This is a genomic window from Arthrobacter sp. LT660 (assembly GCF_056172845.1).
Map to the genome: position 1 here is coordinate 3252790 of NZ_CM149651.1, position 17580 is coordinate 3270369.

Sequence of the window (17580 nt, forward strand, 5' to 3'; positions counted from 1 at the left end):
CAGCGCGGAGATCTAGCATCAATAACACCTATTCAGCCCAATGGAGGGAACGGATATGAGCGAGAGCTCCGACCAGCAGGTCCTTGAAAACGGGGCCGCGCCCACGACCCACGCCGAGCTTGCCGCATGGGTTGCGGAAGTTGCCGAGCTGACCCAGCCGCAGAACGTCTATTGGGTCGACGGCAGCGCTGAGGAGAACGCGCGCCTGACCTCCCAACTGGTCGAAGCGGGAACCTTTGTGCGGCTCAACGACGAGCTGTTCCCCAATTCCTTCGCGGCGTTCTCCGATCCCAAGGACGTCGCGCGCGTCGAGGAGCAGACGTTCATCTGCTCGGAGAACCGGCGGGACGCCGGCTTCACCAACAACTGGATGGACCCGGCCGAGATGAAGTCCAAGTTGACCTCCATCTTCACCGGATCGATGCGCGGGCGCACCATGTACGTGATCCCGTTCGTCATGGGCCCCCTCGACGCCGACGAGCCGAAGTATGGCGTGGAGATCACCGACTCCGCGTACGTCGTGGCCTCGATGCGCATCATGGCGCGCATCGGCACCGACGTCCTACGCAAGATGGAGGCCGAGGAGGCGTTCTTCGTCCCCGCGCTGCACTCCGTGGGAGCGCCGCTCGCGCCCGGCGAGGACGACGTCGCCTGGCCGTGCAATGAGGAGAAGTGGATCGTGCACTTCCCCGAGGAGCGCTCCATCTGGTCCTACGGCTCGGGGTACGGCGGCAACGCCCTCCTCGGCAAGAAGTGCTACGCCCTGCGGATCGCCTCCGTCATGGCCCGCGACGAGGGCTGGCTCGCCGAGCACATGCTGATCCTCAAGCTCACAAGCCCCGAAGGCAAGGCGTACAACGTCGCGGCCGCCTTCCCGTCCGCGTGCGGCAAGACCAACCTCGCGCTGCTCGACCCGACCATCGACGGGTGGAAGGCGGAGACGCTTGGCGACGACATCAACTGGATGCGGATCGGCAAGGACGGCGAACTCCGCGGCGTCAACCCCGAATACGGCCTGTTCGGCGTCGCGCCCGGCACCGGCTGGGGCACGAACCCCAACGCCATGCGCGCCATCACCAAGGGCAATTCCATCTTCACGAACGTCGCGCTGACGGACGACGGCGGTGTCTGGTGGGAGGGCATGACGGATGAGACCCCCGCGCACCTGACCGACTGGCAGGGCAACGAGTGGACCCCGGACTCGGGCAAGCCGGCGGCGCACCCGAACTCCCGCTTCTGCACGCCGATCGACCAGATCGACATGCTGGCGCAGGAGTACTACAGCCCGAACGGCGTCGAAATCCACGCGATCCTCTTCGGCGGCCGCCGCAAGACCACGATCCCGCTGGTGACCGAGGCGCGTTCCTGGACCAACGGCATCTTCATGGGTTCCACCCTCTCCTCGGAGACCACCGCGGCCGCCTCCGGCGCCGTGGGCGTGCTGCGGCGCGATCCGATGGCGATGCTTCCGTTCATCGGCTACGACGCCGGGGACTACCTGAACCACTGGGACTCCATCGCGGCCAAGACCAACCCCGAGCGCCGTCCGCGGATCTTCTTGGTGAACTGGTTCCGCCGCACCCCGGGGGGCGGATTCGCCTGGCCCGGGTTCGGCGACAACTCGCGCGTCCTGAAGTGGGCGATCGAGCGCATCGAGGGCAAGGCGGACGCGAGGGAGACGCCGATCGGCTACGTGCCCACCGGCGAGTCCCTGGACCTGACCGGACTGGAGGACTTCACCCCGGCCGACGTCGAGGTCGCCGTGAACGTCGATCCGGAGGAGTGGAAGGCGGAGCTCGCCTCCATCGAGGAGTGGTACGCGAACTTCGGCGAGTCGCTCCCGAAGTCCCTGCAGGACGAGCTGGCTGGCCTGAAGGAACGCCTGGCGGTCTAACGGCCGCCTGTTGGCGGAAGGGCGCGCCCGGGTTCGGGCGCGCCCTTCCGCGCGTCCGGGGCCGGTCCGCGGCACCATAGATGACAATGCACCTATGGTGCTGGCACGATGTATCCATGATTCTCGCGCGGTTGATCCTGGGGCTGTTGAGCCTCGCCCCCATGACCGGTTACGACCTAAAGAAGCATTTCGACTCGAGCATCAACCACTTCTGGAACGCCGACAAAGCGCAGATCTACCGCACGCTGGCGCATCTGGTCCGCGACGGCATGGCGACGGTCAAGACCATTCGTCAGGAAAACTACCCGGATCGACAGGAGCACCACATCACGGCCGCGGGACGCAGGACGCTACAGGAGTGGCTCCAGGCGCCACTCGACGCGCAGCCCGGGCGCGAGGCCTTCCTGGGGCGCGTCTTCTTCGCCGGTGAACTCGACCGCGACGCCGTCCTGGGGCTGTTCGCGGCGCGCAGGTCCGAATCCCTGACCCTGCTGGGGGAGTACCGGATGCAACGCGAGGAGATCGGTGCCGCGGCCGAAACGGAGCGCCGCGCCTTCCTGATGGCCGCGACCCTCGACAACGGCATCCGCCACGTGGAGGCCGAGCTCGAATGGCTGGACGCCGTGGAAGGGCGGTTGCCGTGAACGGGCATTCGCGGGCGGTGGCGCCCGCCGGGCGGCCAGATCCGGCGTCGTACCCGGAAACGCACGAGCCCATCCGGCCCCGCGCCGACGGTCGCGCGCCGCGGACCCTGCTTTTCCTGCATGGCGGAAACGTGGCCAACTGGATGTGGGATGCGCAGGTCAAGGGGTTCCCCGAATACCGCAGCTTCACGCCGCACCTTCCCGGGTTCGGCGCACGCTCCGGCGAGGAATGGGAAGGCCTGGACAGCGCGGCGGACGACGTCGCGGCCTTTGTCGCCGACGCCGTCGAGGAGGGCGGCGTGCACGTCGTCGGACTCTCGCTCGGCGGGGTGGTGGCCCTGCGGCTCCTGGCGCGCCATCCGGAGCTGGTGACGAGCGCGCTGGTCTCCGGTGTTCCCGTCCGGGGGATCGACGGCGCGACGCGGCAGTTGGCGCGGCTGCAGATCCGGCTGTGGGGACGGGAATGGTTCTGGCGCTTCCAGGCGGGGGCGTTCGGCATTCCGCCGCACGACCGCCAGCTGTTCACCGACCACGGCGTCAGCATCCGGCCGGAGAACGCGCGGCTGATCATGGACGAGGTCTACGCGGGCGGCCTGCCCGACGGTCTGCGCGCCTACACGGGACCGCTGCTGGCGGTGGCCGGGGCCAAGGAGCCGCCGGTGATCCGCCGGTCCTTCGCCGATCTCGGCGAGGCGCTGCCGCAGGCCGTCTTCCGCGTTGCCCCGGGGATGCACCACCAGTGGAGCATCGAGGATCCGCTCCTCTTCAACGCCATGGTGCGATCGTGGGTGGAGCGCGGCGAGCCGCATCACCGGCTGGGCATGCCCCCGGCCTAACCCACCACCCGCCCAACCCACCACCGGAAGTGGACATTTCCTCGCTTTGTTAGCCGCGGAAATGTCCACTTCGGGGGTGGGGTGGTTAGGCCGCGAGCCAGAGGTCCGGCCCGAAGACCTCGTAGTGGATGCGCTCGGCGGGAACGCCGCCGGCGATCGCCTGGGAACGGATGGCGCGCATGAAGGGTAGCGGGCCGCACAGGTACAGGAACGCGCCCTCGGGGAAATCTACGGTGGAGAGGTCCATGAGGCCTGGGGTGGACCCGATCCCGCCCGTGGGATCCTGGGTCTCGAGCCACAGGCGCAGTTCCGCGTTGGGCAGGCTGTCGACGGATCCGAGCATCTGCTCGCGCAGGGCCCAGCTTTCCGCGTTCTGCTCGGCGTGCAGAACCAGGATGCGGCGCTGCGACGAACCGTCGGCGAGCGACTGGAGTGCCGATGCGCTGGGCGTGCAGCCGATTCCCGCCGTGGCCAGGACGATCGGCGCGTCGGAGGTCGCATCGATGGTGATGTCTCCGTAGGGGTTGGACAGTTCGACGACGTCGCCGACGCGCAGGTTGTTGTGGAGGAACGGCGAGACCTCGCCGTCGCCGTCCAGCTTCGTCGTGAACACGCGCTCGGTGGTGGACGCCACGGCGTCCGACAGGGAGTACTGCCGGCACTGGCGGAGACCGTCTTCGACCGCGATGCGGATGGACACGTACTGCCCCGGTTCGGCGACCGTGACCGGCGTTCCGTCTGCCGGCGCGAAGCGGAAGGTCACGGATCCCGTGCCGGCCGGTTCGCGGGACACCAGGGACCAGGGGGTCCACATCTCGCCGTTCGCCTGCCGGGAGTAGAGGCCCTTCTCGATCTTGATCAGGGCGTCGGCCATCAGCCAGTAGACCTCGGACCAGGCGGCGGCGACCGCGGGCGTCACGGCCTCGCCCAAGTCGTCGGCGATGGCGGCGAACAGGTGCTCATAGACCACCGGGTACTGCTCCTCGACGATCCCCAGAGAAGCGTGCTTGTGGGCGATCCGCGCAAGCACGGCCTCCGGGAGCGTGTCCGGATTCCGCAGCAAGTGCGAGGCGAACGCCGCGATCGCACCCGCCAGGGCCTTCTGCTGCGATCCGTTGCGCTGGTTGGCCCGGCTGAAGGTGCCGTCCAGGAGCCCGGGGTGCTCGGCGAACAGTCCCGCGTAGAACTTCTTGGTGATCTCGCCAATCCGTTCGGCGATGATCGGCAGGGTGGCTTCGATGACCGGTCGCGACGTGTCCGACAGCATATGTGCTCCTTGGAGAGAATACTTGCCTTCGATATGCAAGCTTTATATCTCAGTTCTACACCGCGTAGAAAAGGATGGCAAGTCGGGGTCGGCCAGTGCTTAGGGCAGCCGGTCGGGCGCGGCGGGAAACGGCAGCCTGATCATCGTGTTGTCTCGTGTCAGGGACTCGATCGTCAGGCCGTCGAGCTCGGCGTAGAAGGCCTCTCGCGCGCGGTTGAGCGCGCCGCGCAGGCGGCAGCCGGCTAGCAGCGGGCAGTCCCCGGCCGTTTCCGAGGTGCAGCCGACGACGTCGAGCTGGTCGTCCAACGAACGCAGCAGTCCTCCGACACCGAGCGCGAGCCCCGCCGCGCTGATCCGCGCGCCGCCCGTGCGTCCGCGGCTGACGTCGAGCGCGCCGAGGCGGCGTAGTTCCAGCACGGCCTTGCTGACGTGGTGGTAGGGCACGTTGATGGCGGCCGCGATCTCGCGGCTGGACAGCTGCGTCTCGGGACGGGATCCCAAGAGCATGAGGGTGCGCAGGCAGACGTCGCCGAAGGCATTGAGCTTCACCCGTCCATTGTCACAGGTACGGACGCCACGTGCGCACGCCCCCGTCGGCGCAAGGCGCGGGGCGGCGCGGGGTGGCGAAAGTCGAGGGGCCTACGCCCAGACGAGTTGCTCGCCGGGTTCCGCGCCGGGCTCGTCGAAGGTCCATGCCCCGTCCTCGCCGGCAGGCGGGGTGTAGGCCTGCACGACGGCGACGGCGCCCCCGAGGCGGTGTTCCGCGTTGGCGTGGATGGCGTCGCGCTGGTCCTCGACCAGTACGACGTCGGAAACCAGTGCGACGGCGGTGAACGCGTCGCGCTGTTGCGCCAGCAGCTCCACGAGGTCCGCCATCATCGCCTCGGCGTCGATGTCCGCCTCGGGATCCTCATCGTCCTCCGGCGGCTGGACGGCCAGCAAGCGGAGCTCGCCCTCGGCGTCGGAGTCCTCGGCGGGGGCCTCGAGCCCGATGCCGAATGGGAGGAACACGCCGTTGGTCTCCAGCTGTTCCCGGGCGACGCCCAACGCGGTGCCCAGGATGCGGTTCAGGTCCACCTGCGCGCCTTCGCTGAATTCGACGGTGGGGTTCTCGGTCGGGTCCGTGGTGTTGTCGCTCATGCGTTGCTCCTGACGATGTCGAGTACCTGGTCGCGGATTCGTTCCATGGTTTCGGGGTCCTTGGCCTCGCCGTTGTAGCGCAGGAAGGGTTCGGTGTTGGAGGGGCGGAGGTTGAACCAGAAGGAGCCGTCGATGGCGGTGACGGTCGTGCCGTCCATGGACGCGACCGTGACGTCCTGGCCCAGGCAGGCGTCCAGGACGTGCGCGACGGCGGCGTCCTTGTCGTGGACCTCCGAGTTGATCTCCCCGGAGGAGAAGTACGGTTCGTATTCGGCGGCCAGGTCGCCGAGCGGGCGGTCCTGTTCGCCGAGCGCCGCGAGGACGTGCATGGCCGCCAGCATGCCGGTGTCCGCGTTGAAGAAGTCGCGGAAGTAGTAGTGGGCGGAGTGCTCGCCGCCGAACACCGCGGACTCCTTCGCCATGACGGCCTTGATGAACGAGTGGCCGACCCGGGTCTCGACGGGGCGGCCGCCTTCGGCCAGGACCAGTTCCGGGACCGCGCGGGAGGTGATGAGGTTGTGGATGACCACCGGGGTCTCCTCGCCGCCGGCGCGGGCGCGGGCGATCTCGCGCCGGGCCACGAGGGCCGTGACGGCGGAGGGGGAGACGGGGGCGCCCTTTTCGTCGATGACGAAGCAGCGGTCTGCGTCGCCGTCGAACGCCAGTCCGATGTCGGCGCCGTGGCGCACGACGGCGGCCTGCAGGTCGCGGAGGTTCTCCGGCTCCAGCGGGTTCGCCGGGTGGTTCGGGAAGGTTCCGTCGAGCTCGAAGTACAGCGGAACGATCTCCAGCGGCAATTCCGGCAGCAGCGTGTCCCCGAGGACGGCGGGGGTCGTCATGCCGGCCATGCCGTTGCCGGCGTCGACCACGACCTTCAGCGGGCGGATGCCGGAGAGGTCCACCAGCGAGCGCAGGTAGGCAGCGTAGTCGGCGAGCACGTCGGCGGTGTCGACGGCGCCGGCGGGCGCGTCGCCGGAGACCGGCAGGCCCTCGTTCAGGTAGGTCTGGGCCAGGTCGCGGATCTCGTAGAGGCCGGTGTCGGAGGACACCGGGACGGCGCCGGCCTTGGCCATCTTCATGCCGTTGTAGGCCGCGGGGTTGTGGGATGCGGTGAAGACGACGCCGGCCGCCTCCAGGGTGCCGCACGCGAAGTAGAGCTCGTCCGTGGAGATGAGCCCGAGCATGCGCACATTGGCCCCGCGGTAGGACGCCCCGCGCGCGAACGCTCCGGCGAACTCCGGGGAGGAGGGGCGCATGTCGCCGCCCACCAGGACGGTGGCGCCGTGCAGGCCCAGCACGTCCACGAACGCGGCGCCGACGGCCTCGACGCTCTCGGCGGTGATGGTGTCGCCGACGAGGCCGCGCACGTCGTAGGCCTTGAAGGACTGGGAAAGATCGATCTCGTTGGTCACCGTTCGAGCTTAGCCGCTGGGGACCGGCGTCGCCGTTATCCACATTCCGGGTCCCCGTGGCAACGCGTCGGATGGGGCTGGGATACTGGGGGAATGGTTGACACGGCGACGATGGAATTGCGGGACGGCGCGACTGAGGTCCTCCGGAGGCTGGTGGGGCGCGGGGACGCGGCTTTCCACGAGGGACAGTTCGAGGCCATCGAGGCCCTGGTCGACGGCGGCCGGCGTGCGCTGGTGGTGCAGCGCACCGGTTGGGGGAAGTCCGCGGTGTATTTCGTGGCGAGCCTGTTGCTGCGCGCCCGCGGCGCGGGGCCTACGCTGATCGTCAGCCCGCTTCTTGCCCTGATGCGGGACCAGGTGGCCGCGGCCGCCCGTGCCGGCGTCCGGGCCGAGGCCATCAACTCGGCCAACGCCCTGGACTGGGGCCAGATCACGGCGAAGCTCGACGCCGACGAGGTGGACGTCCTGCTGGTGTCGCCCGAGAGGCTCAACAACCCCGTCTTCCGCGAGCAGCAGCTCCCGGAACTCGTCCGGCGCATGGGCCTGCTGGTGATCGACGAGGCACACTGCATCTCCGACTGGGGCCACGACTTCCGTCCCGACTACCGGCGCATCAAGGACCTCATCACCGCGCTTCCCTCCGCCGTGCCCGTGTTGGCCACCACCGCCACGGCAAACGAACGCGTGGTCCACGACGTCCAGGACCAGCTGGCGGTGGGCGGGGCGGACGTCTTCACGCTCCGCGGACCGCTGGCGCGCAAGTCGCTGCGCCTGGGCGTGCTGCGGTTGCCGAGCCCCCGATCGCAGCTGGCGTGGCTGTTGACGCACCTGGGAGACCTGCCCGGCAGCGGCATCATCTACACCCTCACCGTCTCGGCCGCGGAGGACATCACCCGCCTGCTGCGCGACGCCGGCCACAACGTCCGCGCGTACACCGGACGGACGGACTCCGAGGAACGGGCCGGTTCCGAGCAGGCGCTCAAGGACAACCAGGTGAAGGCGCTGGTCGCCACCAGCGCCCTCGGGATGGGATTCGACAAGCCGGACCTGGGATTCGTGGTCCATGTCGGCGCGCCCAGTTCCCCCGTCGCCTACTACCAGCAGGTGGGCCGCGCGGGCCGCGGCACGGACAACGCCGACGTCCTGCTGCTCCCGGGCAGCGAGGACCGGGAGATCTGGCGCTACTTCGCGACGGCGTCGATGCCCGACGAACGGCGTGCCCACGCGGTGCTCTCCGAGCTCGCGGCGGCGGGTGGAGCCGTCTCCGTGCCCGCGCTGGAGGCGCGGGTGAACATCCGGCGCACGCCGCTGGAACTCCTCCTGAAGGTGCTTGCCGTCGACGGCGCGGTGGAACGCGTCCAGGGCGGTTGGACCCGGACGGGGGAGGAATGGTTCTACGACGCCGAACGCTACAGCCGGGTGGCGGCGGCCCGCGTCGCGGAACAGAATTCGATGCTGGACTACGAGAACTCGACCGGCTGCCGCATGGAGTTCCTGGCACACGCGCTGGACGATCCCGATGCGGCACCCTGCGGCCGCTGCGACAACTGCGCGGGGCCGTGGTACGCGGATTCGATCGGCGAGGACGCGCGCGACAGCGCGCAGGCGGCGTTGGGGCGCGTCGGGGTGGAGCTGGAGCCGCGCCTGATGTGGCCCGGGGGCATGGACCGTTTGGGCGTGCCGCTCAAGGGCAAGATCAAGCCGGAGGAGCAGGCCTCGTCCGGGCGGGCGCTCGCGCGCCTCACGGACCTGGGCTGGGGAGGCCGGCTGCGCACGCTGTTCTCCTCCGCGGGCGGTGGCGAGGGGGACCAGCCGATCGACGACGCCATGCTGCGGGCGTGCGTGCAGGTGCTGGCGCAGTGGGGATGGCGCGAGCGCCCCGTGGCGGTGGTGAGCATGCCGTCGAGGACCAGGCCCGTTCTGCTGCGTTCCTTCGCGGAAGGGATCGCGCGGATCGGACAGCTTCCCTATGCGGGGGAGCTGGAGTACCCGCACGGCGGTCCACGCGGGGAATCCGGCGGCAGCAGCGCCTTCCGCCTCGCTGCCGTGTGGGACCAGATGGCCGTGCCCGGGGAACTGGCCGCGCGGTTGGCCGAAGTCCGCGGACCCGTGCTGCTCATCGACGACTACGTGGACAGCAAATGGACCATGACGGAGGCGGCACGCGTGTTGCGGCTGGCCGGCGCGGACGAGGTGTTGCCGCTGGCGCTCGCGATTAGCGCCTGATCCACGCAGGGCCGCGGTCCGGACGCGGAAACGGCGCTGCGGTTATGCCCGGCGCCTTCCGGCCCTAAAATCGAAGGCATGGAGACTCTGTTGTGGGTACTGGTGCCGTTGCTGATCCTAGGGATCGGGTGGTGGTGGCTTGCTCGCACGCGCCGGCGCACGTCGGACCAGGTCGCAGCCGCGATCGGCCCGCAATCCGCGGCGGACGCCGCCGCCCTGCTCGACGCGGAATCGCACCGGGCCGTCTACCGCAAACTGGCGACGGGCGACTTCAGGGGCGCCGTCCAGGCCTATCGGGTCGCGACGGGCCAGGGCATCAGGCAGAGCATCATCGCGATCCGCAGCCTGGAGACCCACCCCCAGGTCCACCGGGCTCCCGCGTCTCCGGTGGATCAGCGTGACGCCGCGCAACCGGCACCGACGGATCCCGCGCCTCCGTCGACGCCTCCCAACGAGGAGGCGGTGGCGGACGCCACGGGGACGACGAATGCCTCGGAGGGGACGGGCGGCGCGCAGCGGGCGGACGGCACGGATCAGCCCGCCTTCACCGAAGACCGGAACGACATCGAACCGGCGGACGCGACGGCGGACGCAACCGCGGACGATCCGCGCACGCCCGGCGGCGATGCGCTGACGATCCCCGACGACTGGACGGAGCAGTTCGGCAGTTCGTCCAGCCAGACCACGTCCACCTTCCGCATCAGTGCCGAGGTGGACGGAAACATGCGGGAGTTCAGCACCGAAGAGCTGCCCCCGGCCGAATACGACCAGTTCCAGTCGCTCATCCGCGACCACGACTTCACCGGCGCGGCCGCCCTGATGGCGAGGTTCTCCGGGCTCGAGGAAGACTCCATCCGGCGGCTGCTGGAATCCGCCCCGGTCGAGGGGCCGGCCAGCGCCGCTTCGAAGAACGTGTCCGACTTCAGCTTCGAGGGGGACGGCCCCGACGGCCGCGTGAGCTTCAGCGCCGCCGACCTCCCGGGGGGTGACCGCCAATTCTTCCTCGACCACGTGGGGGCCGGACGCACCGACGAAGCCGCGGCGATAGTCCACCGGCACACCGGTTTGCCGATCGGGGTCGTCGTGAAGCTGTTGTCCGCCTTCGGCGGTCGGCACTAGCGCCTGCGGCTTAAACAAAGCGACTCCCCCGGAAAACCGGGGGAGTCGATCCGCGGAGACGGGGGGATTTGAACCCCCGGTCGAGTTTAACCCCGACCCTTCATTAGCAGTGAAGTCCATTCGGCCGCTCTGGCACGTCTCCATGCTGTCAACCAGCCCCCCAAGACTACCCAACACCGGGGCGCCATTCAAAAACGGCGGTCGGACGGCCCCTCGCCGGTACCCCGCCGGTCCCCGACAGGCCGCTAGACGGCCACCTGGCGCCACAGGAATCCGTAGCTGCGGGCCAGCATGGCCGCGGATTGCCGGTTGTCCGCCGCCCCCGCATGCCCTCCGTCGAGCGCCTCGTGGTACCAAACGTCCGTGGTGCCCCGCTCCGCCATCTTCGCCGCCATCTTGCGTGCCTGGACGGGTCCCACGCGGTCGTCGCTGGTGGCCGTCCAGATCAGCGACGGCGGGTAGGACACGCCGTCGGGCAACGCCTCGTCGAGCCGGTGGTAGGGCGAGAACGTGCGCACGAATTCCCAGTCCTCGGCCACCTCCGGGTCGCCGTACTCGGCGATCCACGAATGGCCCGCGGCCAGGCGCGTGTAGCGCCGCATGTCCAGCAGCGGCACACCGCACGAGATCGCGCCGAAGAGCTCCGGGTAGCCCGTGATCATGTTTCCCATCAGCAGCCCGCCGTTGCTCCGTCCGGTCGCCGCCAGCCGGCGCGGGACCGTCACGCCCCGGGATACCAGATCGCGTGCGATCGCGGCGAAGTCCTCGTAGGCGCGGTGGCGGTTGCCGCGCAGCGCCGCCTGGTGCCAGCGCGGTCCGTACTCCCCGCCGCCGCGGATGTTGGCGACGACGTACACCCCGTGGCGGCCCTCCGCGGTGGTCCGGGCCAGCCACGCCCGGCCCACCGCACCCGAATAGGAGGGCGTCAGGCTGGCCAGGAAACCGCCGTACCCGTTCATCAGCACCGGGTTGTTGCCGTCGAGCGCCATCCCGCGCGGCGAGACCTGGAAGTACGGGACCGCCGTCCCGTCGTCGCTCCGGGCGAAATGCTGTTCGACGACGTGGCCTCCGGCGTCGAAATGGCCCGCCGCGCGCTTGACGGCGGCGGGCGGCGCGGCGGGCCCGGAGCCCGCGGCCGACGCCAGGGAACCGCGGGAGAGCGTCGCCGGAGTGAGGAACCCCGTGCTGGTCAGCCAGAAGTCGTTGGCGGTCTCGGGGTCCTCGTCGTCCACCGCCCACACGCCGAAGCTGTGCAGCGGGGCGCCGAGGTCCAGGGGCCGCAGGCGCCATCCGTCGGCCGGGTCGGCGGTCAGGACCTCGGAGGAGACGTCCCGGAGCGTGTTGAGCAGCAGGTGGTCGCGGGTGAAATCGAACGACTCCAGCGACGATGCCCCGTCGGGCGCCCACACCTCGGTGATCCTCCGGTCGCCGGCGAGGAACGCCTCCGCGTCCGCGACGCCGAGGGCGCCAGCCCGGAGCACCGTCTCCCCGCCCTCCACCCAGTCGGTCCGTGGCCGGAACAGGATCCATTGGCGGTGCAGGTGGACGCCGACGTCGGTCGGGGCGTCGATGGCGATCCACCCGGCGGGGCCCAGCACTGAACTCCGGCTGTTGTAGAAGTCGATCACGTCCACCGCGACCGTGCGCTCGTGACCCGGGGTCGGGTCGTGGCGCACCCGCGCGGCGACGTGCGACGCATCGACGGCGAACACCTCCGGGGCGTCGGACACCGCCTGCCCGCGCTCCACCCGGCGGATGGTCCGGGCGTAGGAGGACAGCGTGAGCGAGCCTTCGCCGAAGTCCGTTCCGACGTAGACGGCGTCGCGGCCGTCCCAACACACGTTGGACTTGGCGGCGTCGAACGCGAACCCCCCGGCGACCCAGTCCCGGGTGGCGAGGTCGAACTCGCGGACCTCGACGGCGTCGCCCCCGTCGGGCGACAGGCTCACCAGCGCGCGCTCGTAGTCCCCGCCGTCGTCCGGGCGCAGGAGCTGCGCGCCGGCGAAGACCCACGCCGTGCCTTCACGCGCGGCCAGCGCGTCCACGTCCAGCAACACCTCCCACGCGGTGGCCGGCGCCGAGTATTCCTCCCACGTTGTCCTTCGCCACAGGCCCTTGGGGTGGGCTGCGTCGCGCCAGAAGTTGTAGTAGTGCGCGCCGCGCTTGCTGGGCATCGGGATGCGGTCCTCGGCGTCCAGGACCTCCAGCAGAGACGCCTCCAGCTCCCGGTGGGCGTCGTCGACGAGCAGCGCCTCCGTCTCGGCGTTCCGGTCCCGGACCCAGTCGAGGGCGCGTCCGCCGTCGACCTCCTCCAGCCACAGGAAGCCGTCCTGGTCGTCGTCGTCGGTCCGCTGGGTCGCTGGCATGCTCATGCGCCCCAGTCTATGGCCGTGGACGACAGGCCCGGGAAGCCCTGGCGTTAGGCTGGAAGCGGCCACCCCCGCGGATCCAGCGGCATCGGCCGCATCGAATGGAGGAGTCGCCAGTGGTCCACGAGACGTTTCGGATAGCCGTCATCGGGGCGGGTCCGCGCGGCACGTCGGTGCTGGAGCGGCTGCTGGCCCACCTCGCGCCCGAACGTCCCGGCGCCGCGGACTCCCCGCCGCGCCGTCCGCTGGACATCACCGTCGTCGAACCCCTCGAACCCGGCCCGGGCCACGTCTGGGCCACGAATCAGTCGAGGCTGTTCCTGATGAACACGCCCGCCCTGTACCCGACAGTCGCCCCGCCGCGCGGGACGTCTGCCGCCGTGGGCCTCACCTTCGACGAATGGCGCGTCGCCGGGGGCGACGGAGCGGACCTCACCCCGGTCGAGCGCCGCGAGTTGGGGGACCTGCGGGCGGGGTCCTACCCGCCGCGCGCCCTCTACGGGCGCTACCTCAAACACGTGTACGACGCCGTGGCGCGCCGCCTCGCGGACCACCCCTCCGTCGTCGGACTCAGGCACGTGCGTGCCGAGGCCGTCTCGCTGCGGCGCCTCGGCGCCGGCTACGCCGTCGGCCTCAACGTGCCGGCGGACGCCGGCGAAGCCCCGGCGGGTCCGACCGGAGCGTCGCTGGAGGTCGACGCCGCGATCCTGGCCGTCGGGCACGTCCCCGCCCGCGCCAACCCCCGGCAGGAGGCCGCCGGCCTGCGGGCCGGAGCCGTGGGGCTGCACTACCAGGAGCCGAATGTCCCGGCCGATGTTGACTGGAACGTGTTTCCCCCCGGCGAGACGCTCCTGGTCCGCGGCCTCGGCCTGAACTTCTTCGACGCCATGGCGCAGCTCACCGTGGGGCGGGCCGGGGAGTTCGCGGAAACCGGCGACGGCCCGGGCCGCGCGCTGGAATACCGCGCCAGCGGCCGCGAACCTCTGGTCGTCGCCGCGTCGCGCCGCGGGACGCCCTACCGCGCCAAGGCCTGCGTGGACGCGTTCATCGCGCCCTCGGCCCAGCTGGTGCACCTGAGCTTCGAGTCCGTGCATGCGCTCGCCGCGTTGGGCGCACCGGGCGAGCCACCGGGCCAGGTGTCCTTCGCCGCCCACATCTGGCCGCTGCTGCACCGCGATGTCCTGCGGACGTACCTCGCGACCTGGGCCCGCACGGCGCCGGAGGCGTTCGCGGGTGGCGCGGGGGAGTTCTTGGTGCGCCTGGATGCGATCCTCGACGCCCCGCACGAACACGGGCAGGAGGTGTGGCGCACGCTGGCCCGCGCCCTGGTGGAGGACGCCGCGCCGGGGGTGGGATGGCTCGACGTCGCCGCGCTCGGTCATCCGTTCGCGGACCGCGGATTCGTCGACGACGAGGCGTACCGGACCGCGGTGCTGGAGTATCTGGAGGAGGACGCCCGGTCCTCCGCCCGCGGCGAGGACGATCCGCTCAAGATGGCGATCGCGACGCTGAACCTCGGCCGGATGGTCGTCAAGCGGATGGTCGCGGAGGGCCTCGTCGACGAGGCGAGCCGGCTGGAGGAGCTCCAGCGCTGGTTCGAACCGCTCGTGGAGGGGCTGGCCAGCGGTCCGCCGCTCCAGCGCATCGAGGAGCTCGCGGCGCTCGTCCGCGCGGGGATCGTGCGCTTCATCGGCCCCGACCCGGTGTTCTCGCTCGACGACGAGGCCGGGCACTTCTCGGCGTCGTCCCCCTGGGTGGCGGCCGAGCCGACCACGGCGCGGCACATGGTTGAGGCGATGATGCCGGCTAACCGGGTGGCCCAGACGCGCTCCGCGCTGTTGTCACAGCTGCAGGCGGACGGCCTCGCGCGGCCGCGTCCGATGCTCACCGGCGAGGGGGAGGAAGTCCCCGGGTCGGGATTCGACGTCGTGGGCGAGCCCTACCGGCTGGTCGATGTGTCCGGTGTCCCGCACCGGGCCGTGTTCGTGCTGGGGCTGCAGCTGTCCTCGGTCCAGTGGGGGACGGCGATCGCCGCCGAGGCCGGGGCCGGATGGCAGGACGGCGCCCGCACCCTAGCGGATGCGGACGCCGTCGCCGCCGAGCTGTTGCGGCTCGCCGGGGGCTAGCCTCGTCCGCGGCCCACCGTGTCAAGCTGCAGGCCGACGACCACCGGATCGTGGTCGGAGGCCCGGTACGGAGACGCATCGTACAGCTCGGCGATATTGTAGTTGTGCCGGCTGTATTCCAATGCGATCGGCTCGACAGCGTTGATGTTCCAGACGTCCTGCCCCGTGACCACGGCGTCCGCCGCGGGGGACGCGAGGATGTGGTCCAGGGAGCCCACCTGGCCGCCGAAGAGGTAGGAGTGCTTCCCCGTCTTCGCGCCCTGGTTCACGTAGCCCGCGTCCGCGAAGACGCGCATGGGCTCCTCGGCGCCGTAGGAGTTGAAGTCGCCGGTGAGGAACACCTTGTCAGTGTTGCCGTACTCCTTCATCTCCTCGGCGAACGCCACGAGCGCCTCCGCCTGCGCCACGCGGGCGGCGTTCCAGGCGCCCTGACCGTCGCCGGAGTCGTCGTTGGCGGAACCGTCGCGCGGGGCGGAGCCCTTGGACTTGAAGTGGTTCACGATTGCCACGAACTTGGAGGCGTTGTTGCCGCCGACCTTCATGAACGTCTGGGACAGCGGCTGGCGCGCGTTCTGGAAGGCGTCGCCGTCGAGGATCACCGACTCGCCGATCGGCCGCACGGCCTGCGTGCGGTAGATGAACGCCGTGCGGATGACATCCTCGTCCGCCGGGACGGCGTCGGGGCTGCGTACGTACGCCCAGACGCCCGGCGAGTCCTCGTTCAGGGCGGCCGTCAGCGTCGCCAGGGCATCGTCGCGGTCCTTGCCGAACGCCGCGGAGTTCTCGATCTCCTCGAGGGAAACGACGTCGGCGTCCAGTCCGGTGATCGCCGCGACGATCTTCGCCTCCTGGCGCTCCAGGTTTTCCGCGTTCGCGGCGCCGCGCGCGTCGCAGCCGCCCCGGACGGTCACGGGCGCACCGTCGCGGTCGGTGTAATAGGAGCAGCCGGCCAGGGTGTCCCCGGTGGTGGTGAAGTAGTTCAGCACGTTGAAGGAGGCGAGCTTGACGTTGCCGCCGACCTCGGCGGGCGCGGCCGTGCGCGTGTTCTCGAAGCCGACCGGCTGGTCCTCCGGGTTGTCCCCGGTGAGCCGGGTCAGCGGCTGGAACTTCCAGTCCCCGAAGCGGTAGTCCAGCACCACCCCGCCGAGGAAGTCGGCCGCGGCACCGACGCGAACCGGCGATTCCGGCGCCACGTACGGCAGCGGGATGTCCTTGTTCGCGTCGGCGCCCATGAAGTTCACGGACGACCCGTCGTCGAGCACCACCCGGCGGGCCGCGTTCTCCAGCACGATCGCGGAGGCCTCGGCGGAGCCCGCAGCCGCGACGTCGGTGGGCTGCGGGAGGGCCGTCTCCCCGTCGACGATGCGGCTCTGCCCGTAGGCCAGCGCGATCTCGCCGAAGGAGTTCAGCGAGTAGTTGTCGGCGACCGTCCACGAGCCCTGCGGGTCCCAGAGCATCCCCTCGAACGGTTCGCGCTCCGCGTCGGTCTCCGGCCAAGCGGCAGTGACCGGCTTGACCGCTTCGGCGGGCTCGTCCAACACGGTGGTGCCCCCGGACCGGACGCTCACCTGTGTGAGTCCGAAGTACTCGCCGGCGGTGCCGGCGACCTCGACGTGGTCGCCGACCCGGACCTCGTCCACCGTGGCGGGCGAATGGATGAAGATGCCGTGTGAAGCGCCGGCGCCGGCGTCGGCTCCGGTGCCGGCGGTCTGCAGGTAGAACCCGTTGAACCCGCCGGTCGGGAAGGCCGCGGTGACGATGCCGCGCGTGCGGACGGCCTGGCCGGCCAGTGGCGTGCTGGCTCCCGCACCCTGGATCTCGGCGATCGTCTGGTCTTCCGGCGTGGGCTCCGGACCCGGCTCCGGCTCCGGCTCGGGGTCCGGGCCGACGCCGCCGCTGCCCGTGGGGGTCACGGCGGCGCTGAGCGTGAAGTCGGAGCGGTTGTCGTCCGTGTCCGTCCCGTCCGCTCGGTTGAGCGACTTCGGGTCCGAGTTGGCGGCGGGGGCCTGTGCCGCCGCGCCCTCGTAGGTGTTGGACGTGCCGTAGCCGAGCAGGTCCACGACGTCCGCGTGGCCCGTGACGGACCCCGTGGGAAGCGTGAGCCGGTCCGCGGTGTTCGCCAGCACGATGGTCCCGGCCGTGCCGCCGGGGTTGAAGGACGTCTCGACGTCGGCGGCCGGCAGGTCCTCCCCGTTGGCGCCGTTGGATCCGCCCGCCACCAGGAAGTTTCCCCGCGCGGGGATGGTGCCCCGCAGCGCCACGGACGTGTTGACCGCCGAGGTGCCGGTGGCCGAGCGGTACTGCAGGCTCCAGCCGTCGAGGCTGACGGGTGCGGAGGTGGGGTTGCGGAGTTCGATGAACTTGTTCCTGTAGGCGGCGTTGGCGCTGCCGCCGCTGAGGTACGCCTCGTTGATGACGACGCCGGTGCCGTCCGGTGCGGCGAGCGCCGGTGCGGCGAGCGCCGGGGCGGCGCCGAGGCCGCAGACCAGGGCCGCCGTCGCGGCCATGGCCAGCGAGGCGCGGAGATGAAGGAGAGGCAAGGTGTCC

General features: G+C 70.6%; 12 protein-coding genes and 1 tRNA gene. 6 read left to right on the forward strand and 7 right to left on the reverse strand.

The features are described from left to right. Positions 1–55: 55 nt before the first annotated feature. From AC0QSG_RS15225 to AC0QSG_RS15235, 3 genes are all read left to right on the forward strand, one after another. Positions 56–1894 (forward strand): phosphoenolpyruvate carboxykinase (GTP), encoded by a 1839-nt coding sequence (locus tag AC0QSG_RS15225; protein WP_475376011.1) that lies wholly within the window; start codon positions 56–58, stop codon positions 1892–1894. Between the two features lie 116 nt (positions 1895–2010). Beyond that, positions 2011–2538, forward strand: coding sequence for a PadR family transcriptional regulator (locus AC0QSG_RS15230; protein WP_475376012.1), 528 nt, complete (start codon positions 2011–2013; stop codon positions 2536–2538). Beyond that, entirely contained in the window at positions 2535–3374 is an 840-nt protein-coding gene (locus tag AC0QSG_RS15235; protein WP_475376013.1) for an alpha/beta fold hydrolase, read from the forward strand. The genes AC0QSG_RS15230 and AC0QSG_RS15235 overlap by 4 nt, the downstream gene beginning before the upstream one ends. An 85-nt stretch (positions 3375–3459) precedes the next feature. Here the strand turns inward: AC0QSG_RS15235 and AC0QSG_RS15240 are convergent, their stop codons facing one another. The 4 genes from AC0QSG_RS15240 to AC0QSG_RS15255 form a co-directional block, all read right to left on the reverse strand. After that, positions 3460–4641 (reverse strand): globin domain-containing protein, encoded by a 1182-nt coding sequence (locus AC0QSG_RS15240; protein ID WP_475376014.1) that lies wholly within the window; start codon positions 4639–4641, stop codon positions 3460–3462. A 99-nt stretch (positions 4642–4740) separates the two neighbouring features. After that, positions 4741–5190, reverse strand: a complete 450-nt coding sequence (locus AC0QSG_RS15245) for an RrF2 family transcriptional regulator (protein WP_475376015.1) — start codon at positions 5188–5190, stop codon at positions 4741–4743. Between the two features lie 90 nt (positions 5191–5280). After that, on the reverse strand, positions 5281–5781 hold the full coding sequence (locus AC0QSG_RS15250) for a hypothetical protein (RefSeq protein ID WP_475376016.1): 501 nt from the start codon (positions 5779–5781) through the stop codon (positions 5281–5283). Then, positions 5778–7193 (reverse strand): phosphomannomutase/phosphoglucomutase, encoded by a 1416-nt coding sequence (locus AC0QSG_RS15255; protein ID WP_475376017.1) that lies wholly within the window; start codon positions 7191–7193, stop codon positions 5778–5780. The genes AC0QSG_RS15250 and AC0QSG_RS15255 overlap by 4 nt, the downstream gene beginning before the upstream one ends. A gap of 93 nt (positions 7194–7286) precedes the next feature. Here AC0QSG_RS15255 and AC0QSG_RS15260 point away from each other — a divergent pair, with 93 nt between their 5' ends. Both AC0QSG_RS15260 and AC0QSG_RS15265 read left to right on the forward strand, forming a co-directional pair. Further along, positions 7287–9419, forward strand: a complete 2133-nt coding sequence (locus AC0QSG_RS15260; protein ID WP_475376018.1) for a RecQ family ATP-dependent DNA helicase — start codon at positions 7287–7289, stop codon at positions 9417–9419. Between the two features lie 78 nt (positions 9420–9497). Then, a complete protein-coding gene (locus AC0QSG_RS15265) occupies positions 9498–10538 on the forward strand; it encodes a hypothetical protein (protein ID WP_475376019.1) in 1041 nt (346 codons plus the stop codon). Between the two features lie 53 nt (positions 10539–10591). On the opposite strand, the gene AC0QSG_RS15270 is transcribed toward AC0QSG_RS15265, so the two are convergent. After that, positions 10592–10680 (reverse strand) — tRNA-Ser (locus AC0QSG_RS15270). 103 nt (positions 10681–10783) lie between these two features. Beyond that, positions 10784–12910, reverse strand: a complete 2127-nt coding sequence (locus AC0QSG_RS15275) for a prolyl oligopeptidase family serine peptidase (protein ID WP_475376020.1) — start codon at positions 12908–12910, stop codon at positions 10784–10786. Positions 12911–13023: 113 nt separating this feature from the next. On the opposite strand from AC0QSG_RS15275, the gene AC0QSG_RS15280 reads away from it, so the two are divergent. After that, positions 13024–15033, forward strand: coding sequence for an FAD/NAD(P)-binding protein (locus tag AC0QSG_RS15280; protein WP_475376021.1), 2010 nt, complete (start codon positions 13024–13026; stop codon positions 15031–15033). Here the strand turns inward: AC0QSG_RS15280 and AC0QSG_RS15285 are convergent. Beyond that, the gene (locus AC0QSG_RS15285; protein ID WP_475376022.1) at positions 15030–17573 is read right to left on the reverse strand and encodes an ExeM/NucH family extracellular endonuclease; all 2544 of its coding nucleotides are present in this window, start codon (positions 17571–17573) and stop codon (positions 15030–15032) included. The genes AC0QSG_RS15280 and AC0QSG_RS15285 overlap by 4 nt on opposite strands. Between the last annotated feature and the right edge of the window lie 7 nt (positions 17574–17580).

Coding starts and splice junctions, on each gene's coding strand:
- AC0QSG_RS15260 (WP_475376018.1), top strand. CDS start 7,287: ATGGTTGACACGGCGACGATGGAATTGCGGGACGGCGCGACTGAGGTC.
- AC0QSG_RS15230 (WP_475376012.1), top strand. CDS start 2,011: ATGATTCTCGCGCGGTTGATCCTGGGGCTGTTGAGCCTCGCCCCCATG.
- AC0QSG_RS15240 (WP_475376014.1), bottom strand. CDS start 4,641: ATGCTGTCGGACACGTCGCGACCGGTCATCGAAGCCACCCTGCCGATC.
- AC0QSG_RS15225 (WP_475376011.1), top strand. CDS start 56: ATGAGCGAGAGCTCCGACCAGCAGGTCCTTGAAAACGGGGCCGCGCCC.
- AC0QSG_RS15265 (WP_475376019.1), top strand. CDS start 9,498: ATGGAGACTCTGTTGTGGGTACTGGTGCCGTTGCTGATCCTAGGGATC.
- AC0QSG_RS15250 (WP_475376016.1), bottom strand. CDS start 5,781: ATGAGCGACAACACCACGGACCCGACCGAGAACCCCACCGTCGAATTC.
- AC0QSG_RS15275 (WP_475376020.1), bottom strand. CDS start 12,910: ATGAGCATGCCAGCGACCCAGCGGACCGACGACGACGACCAGGACGGC.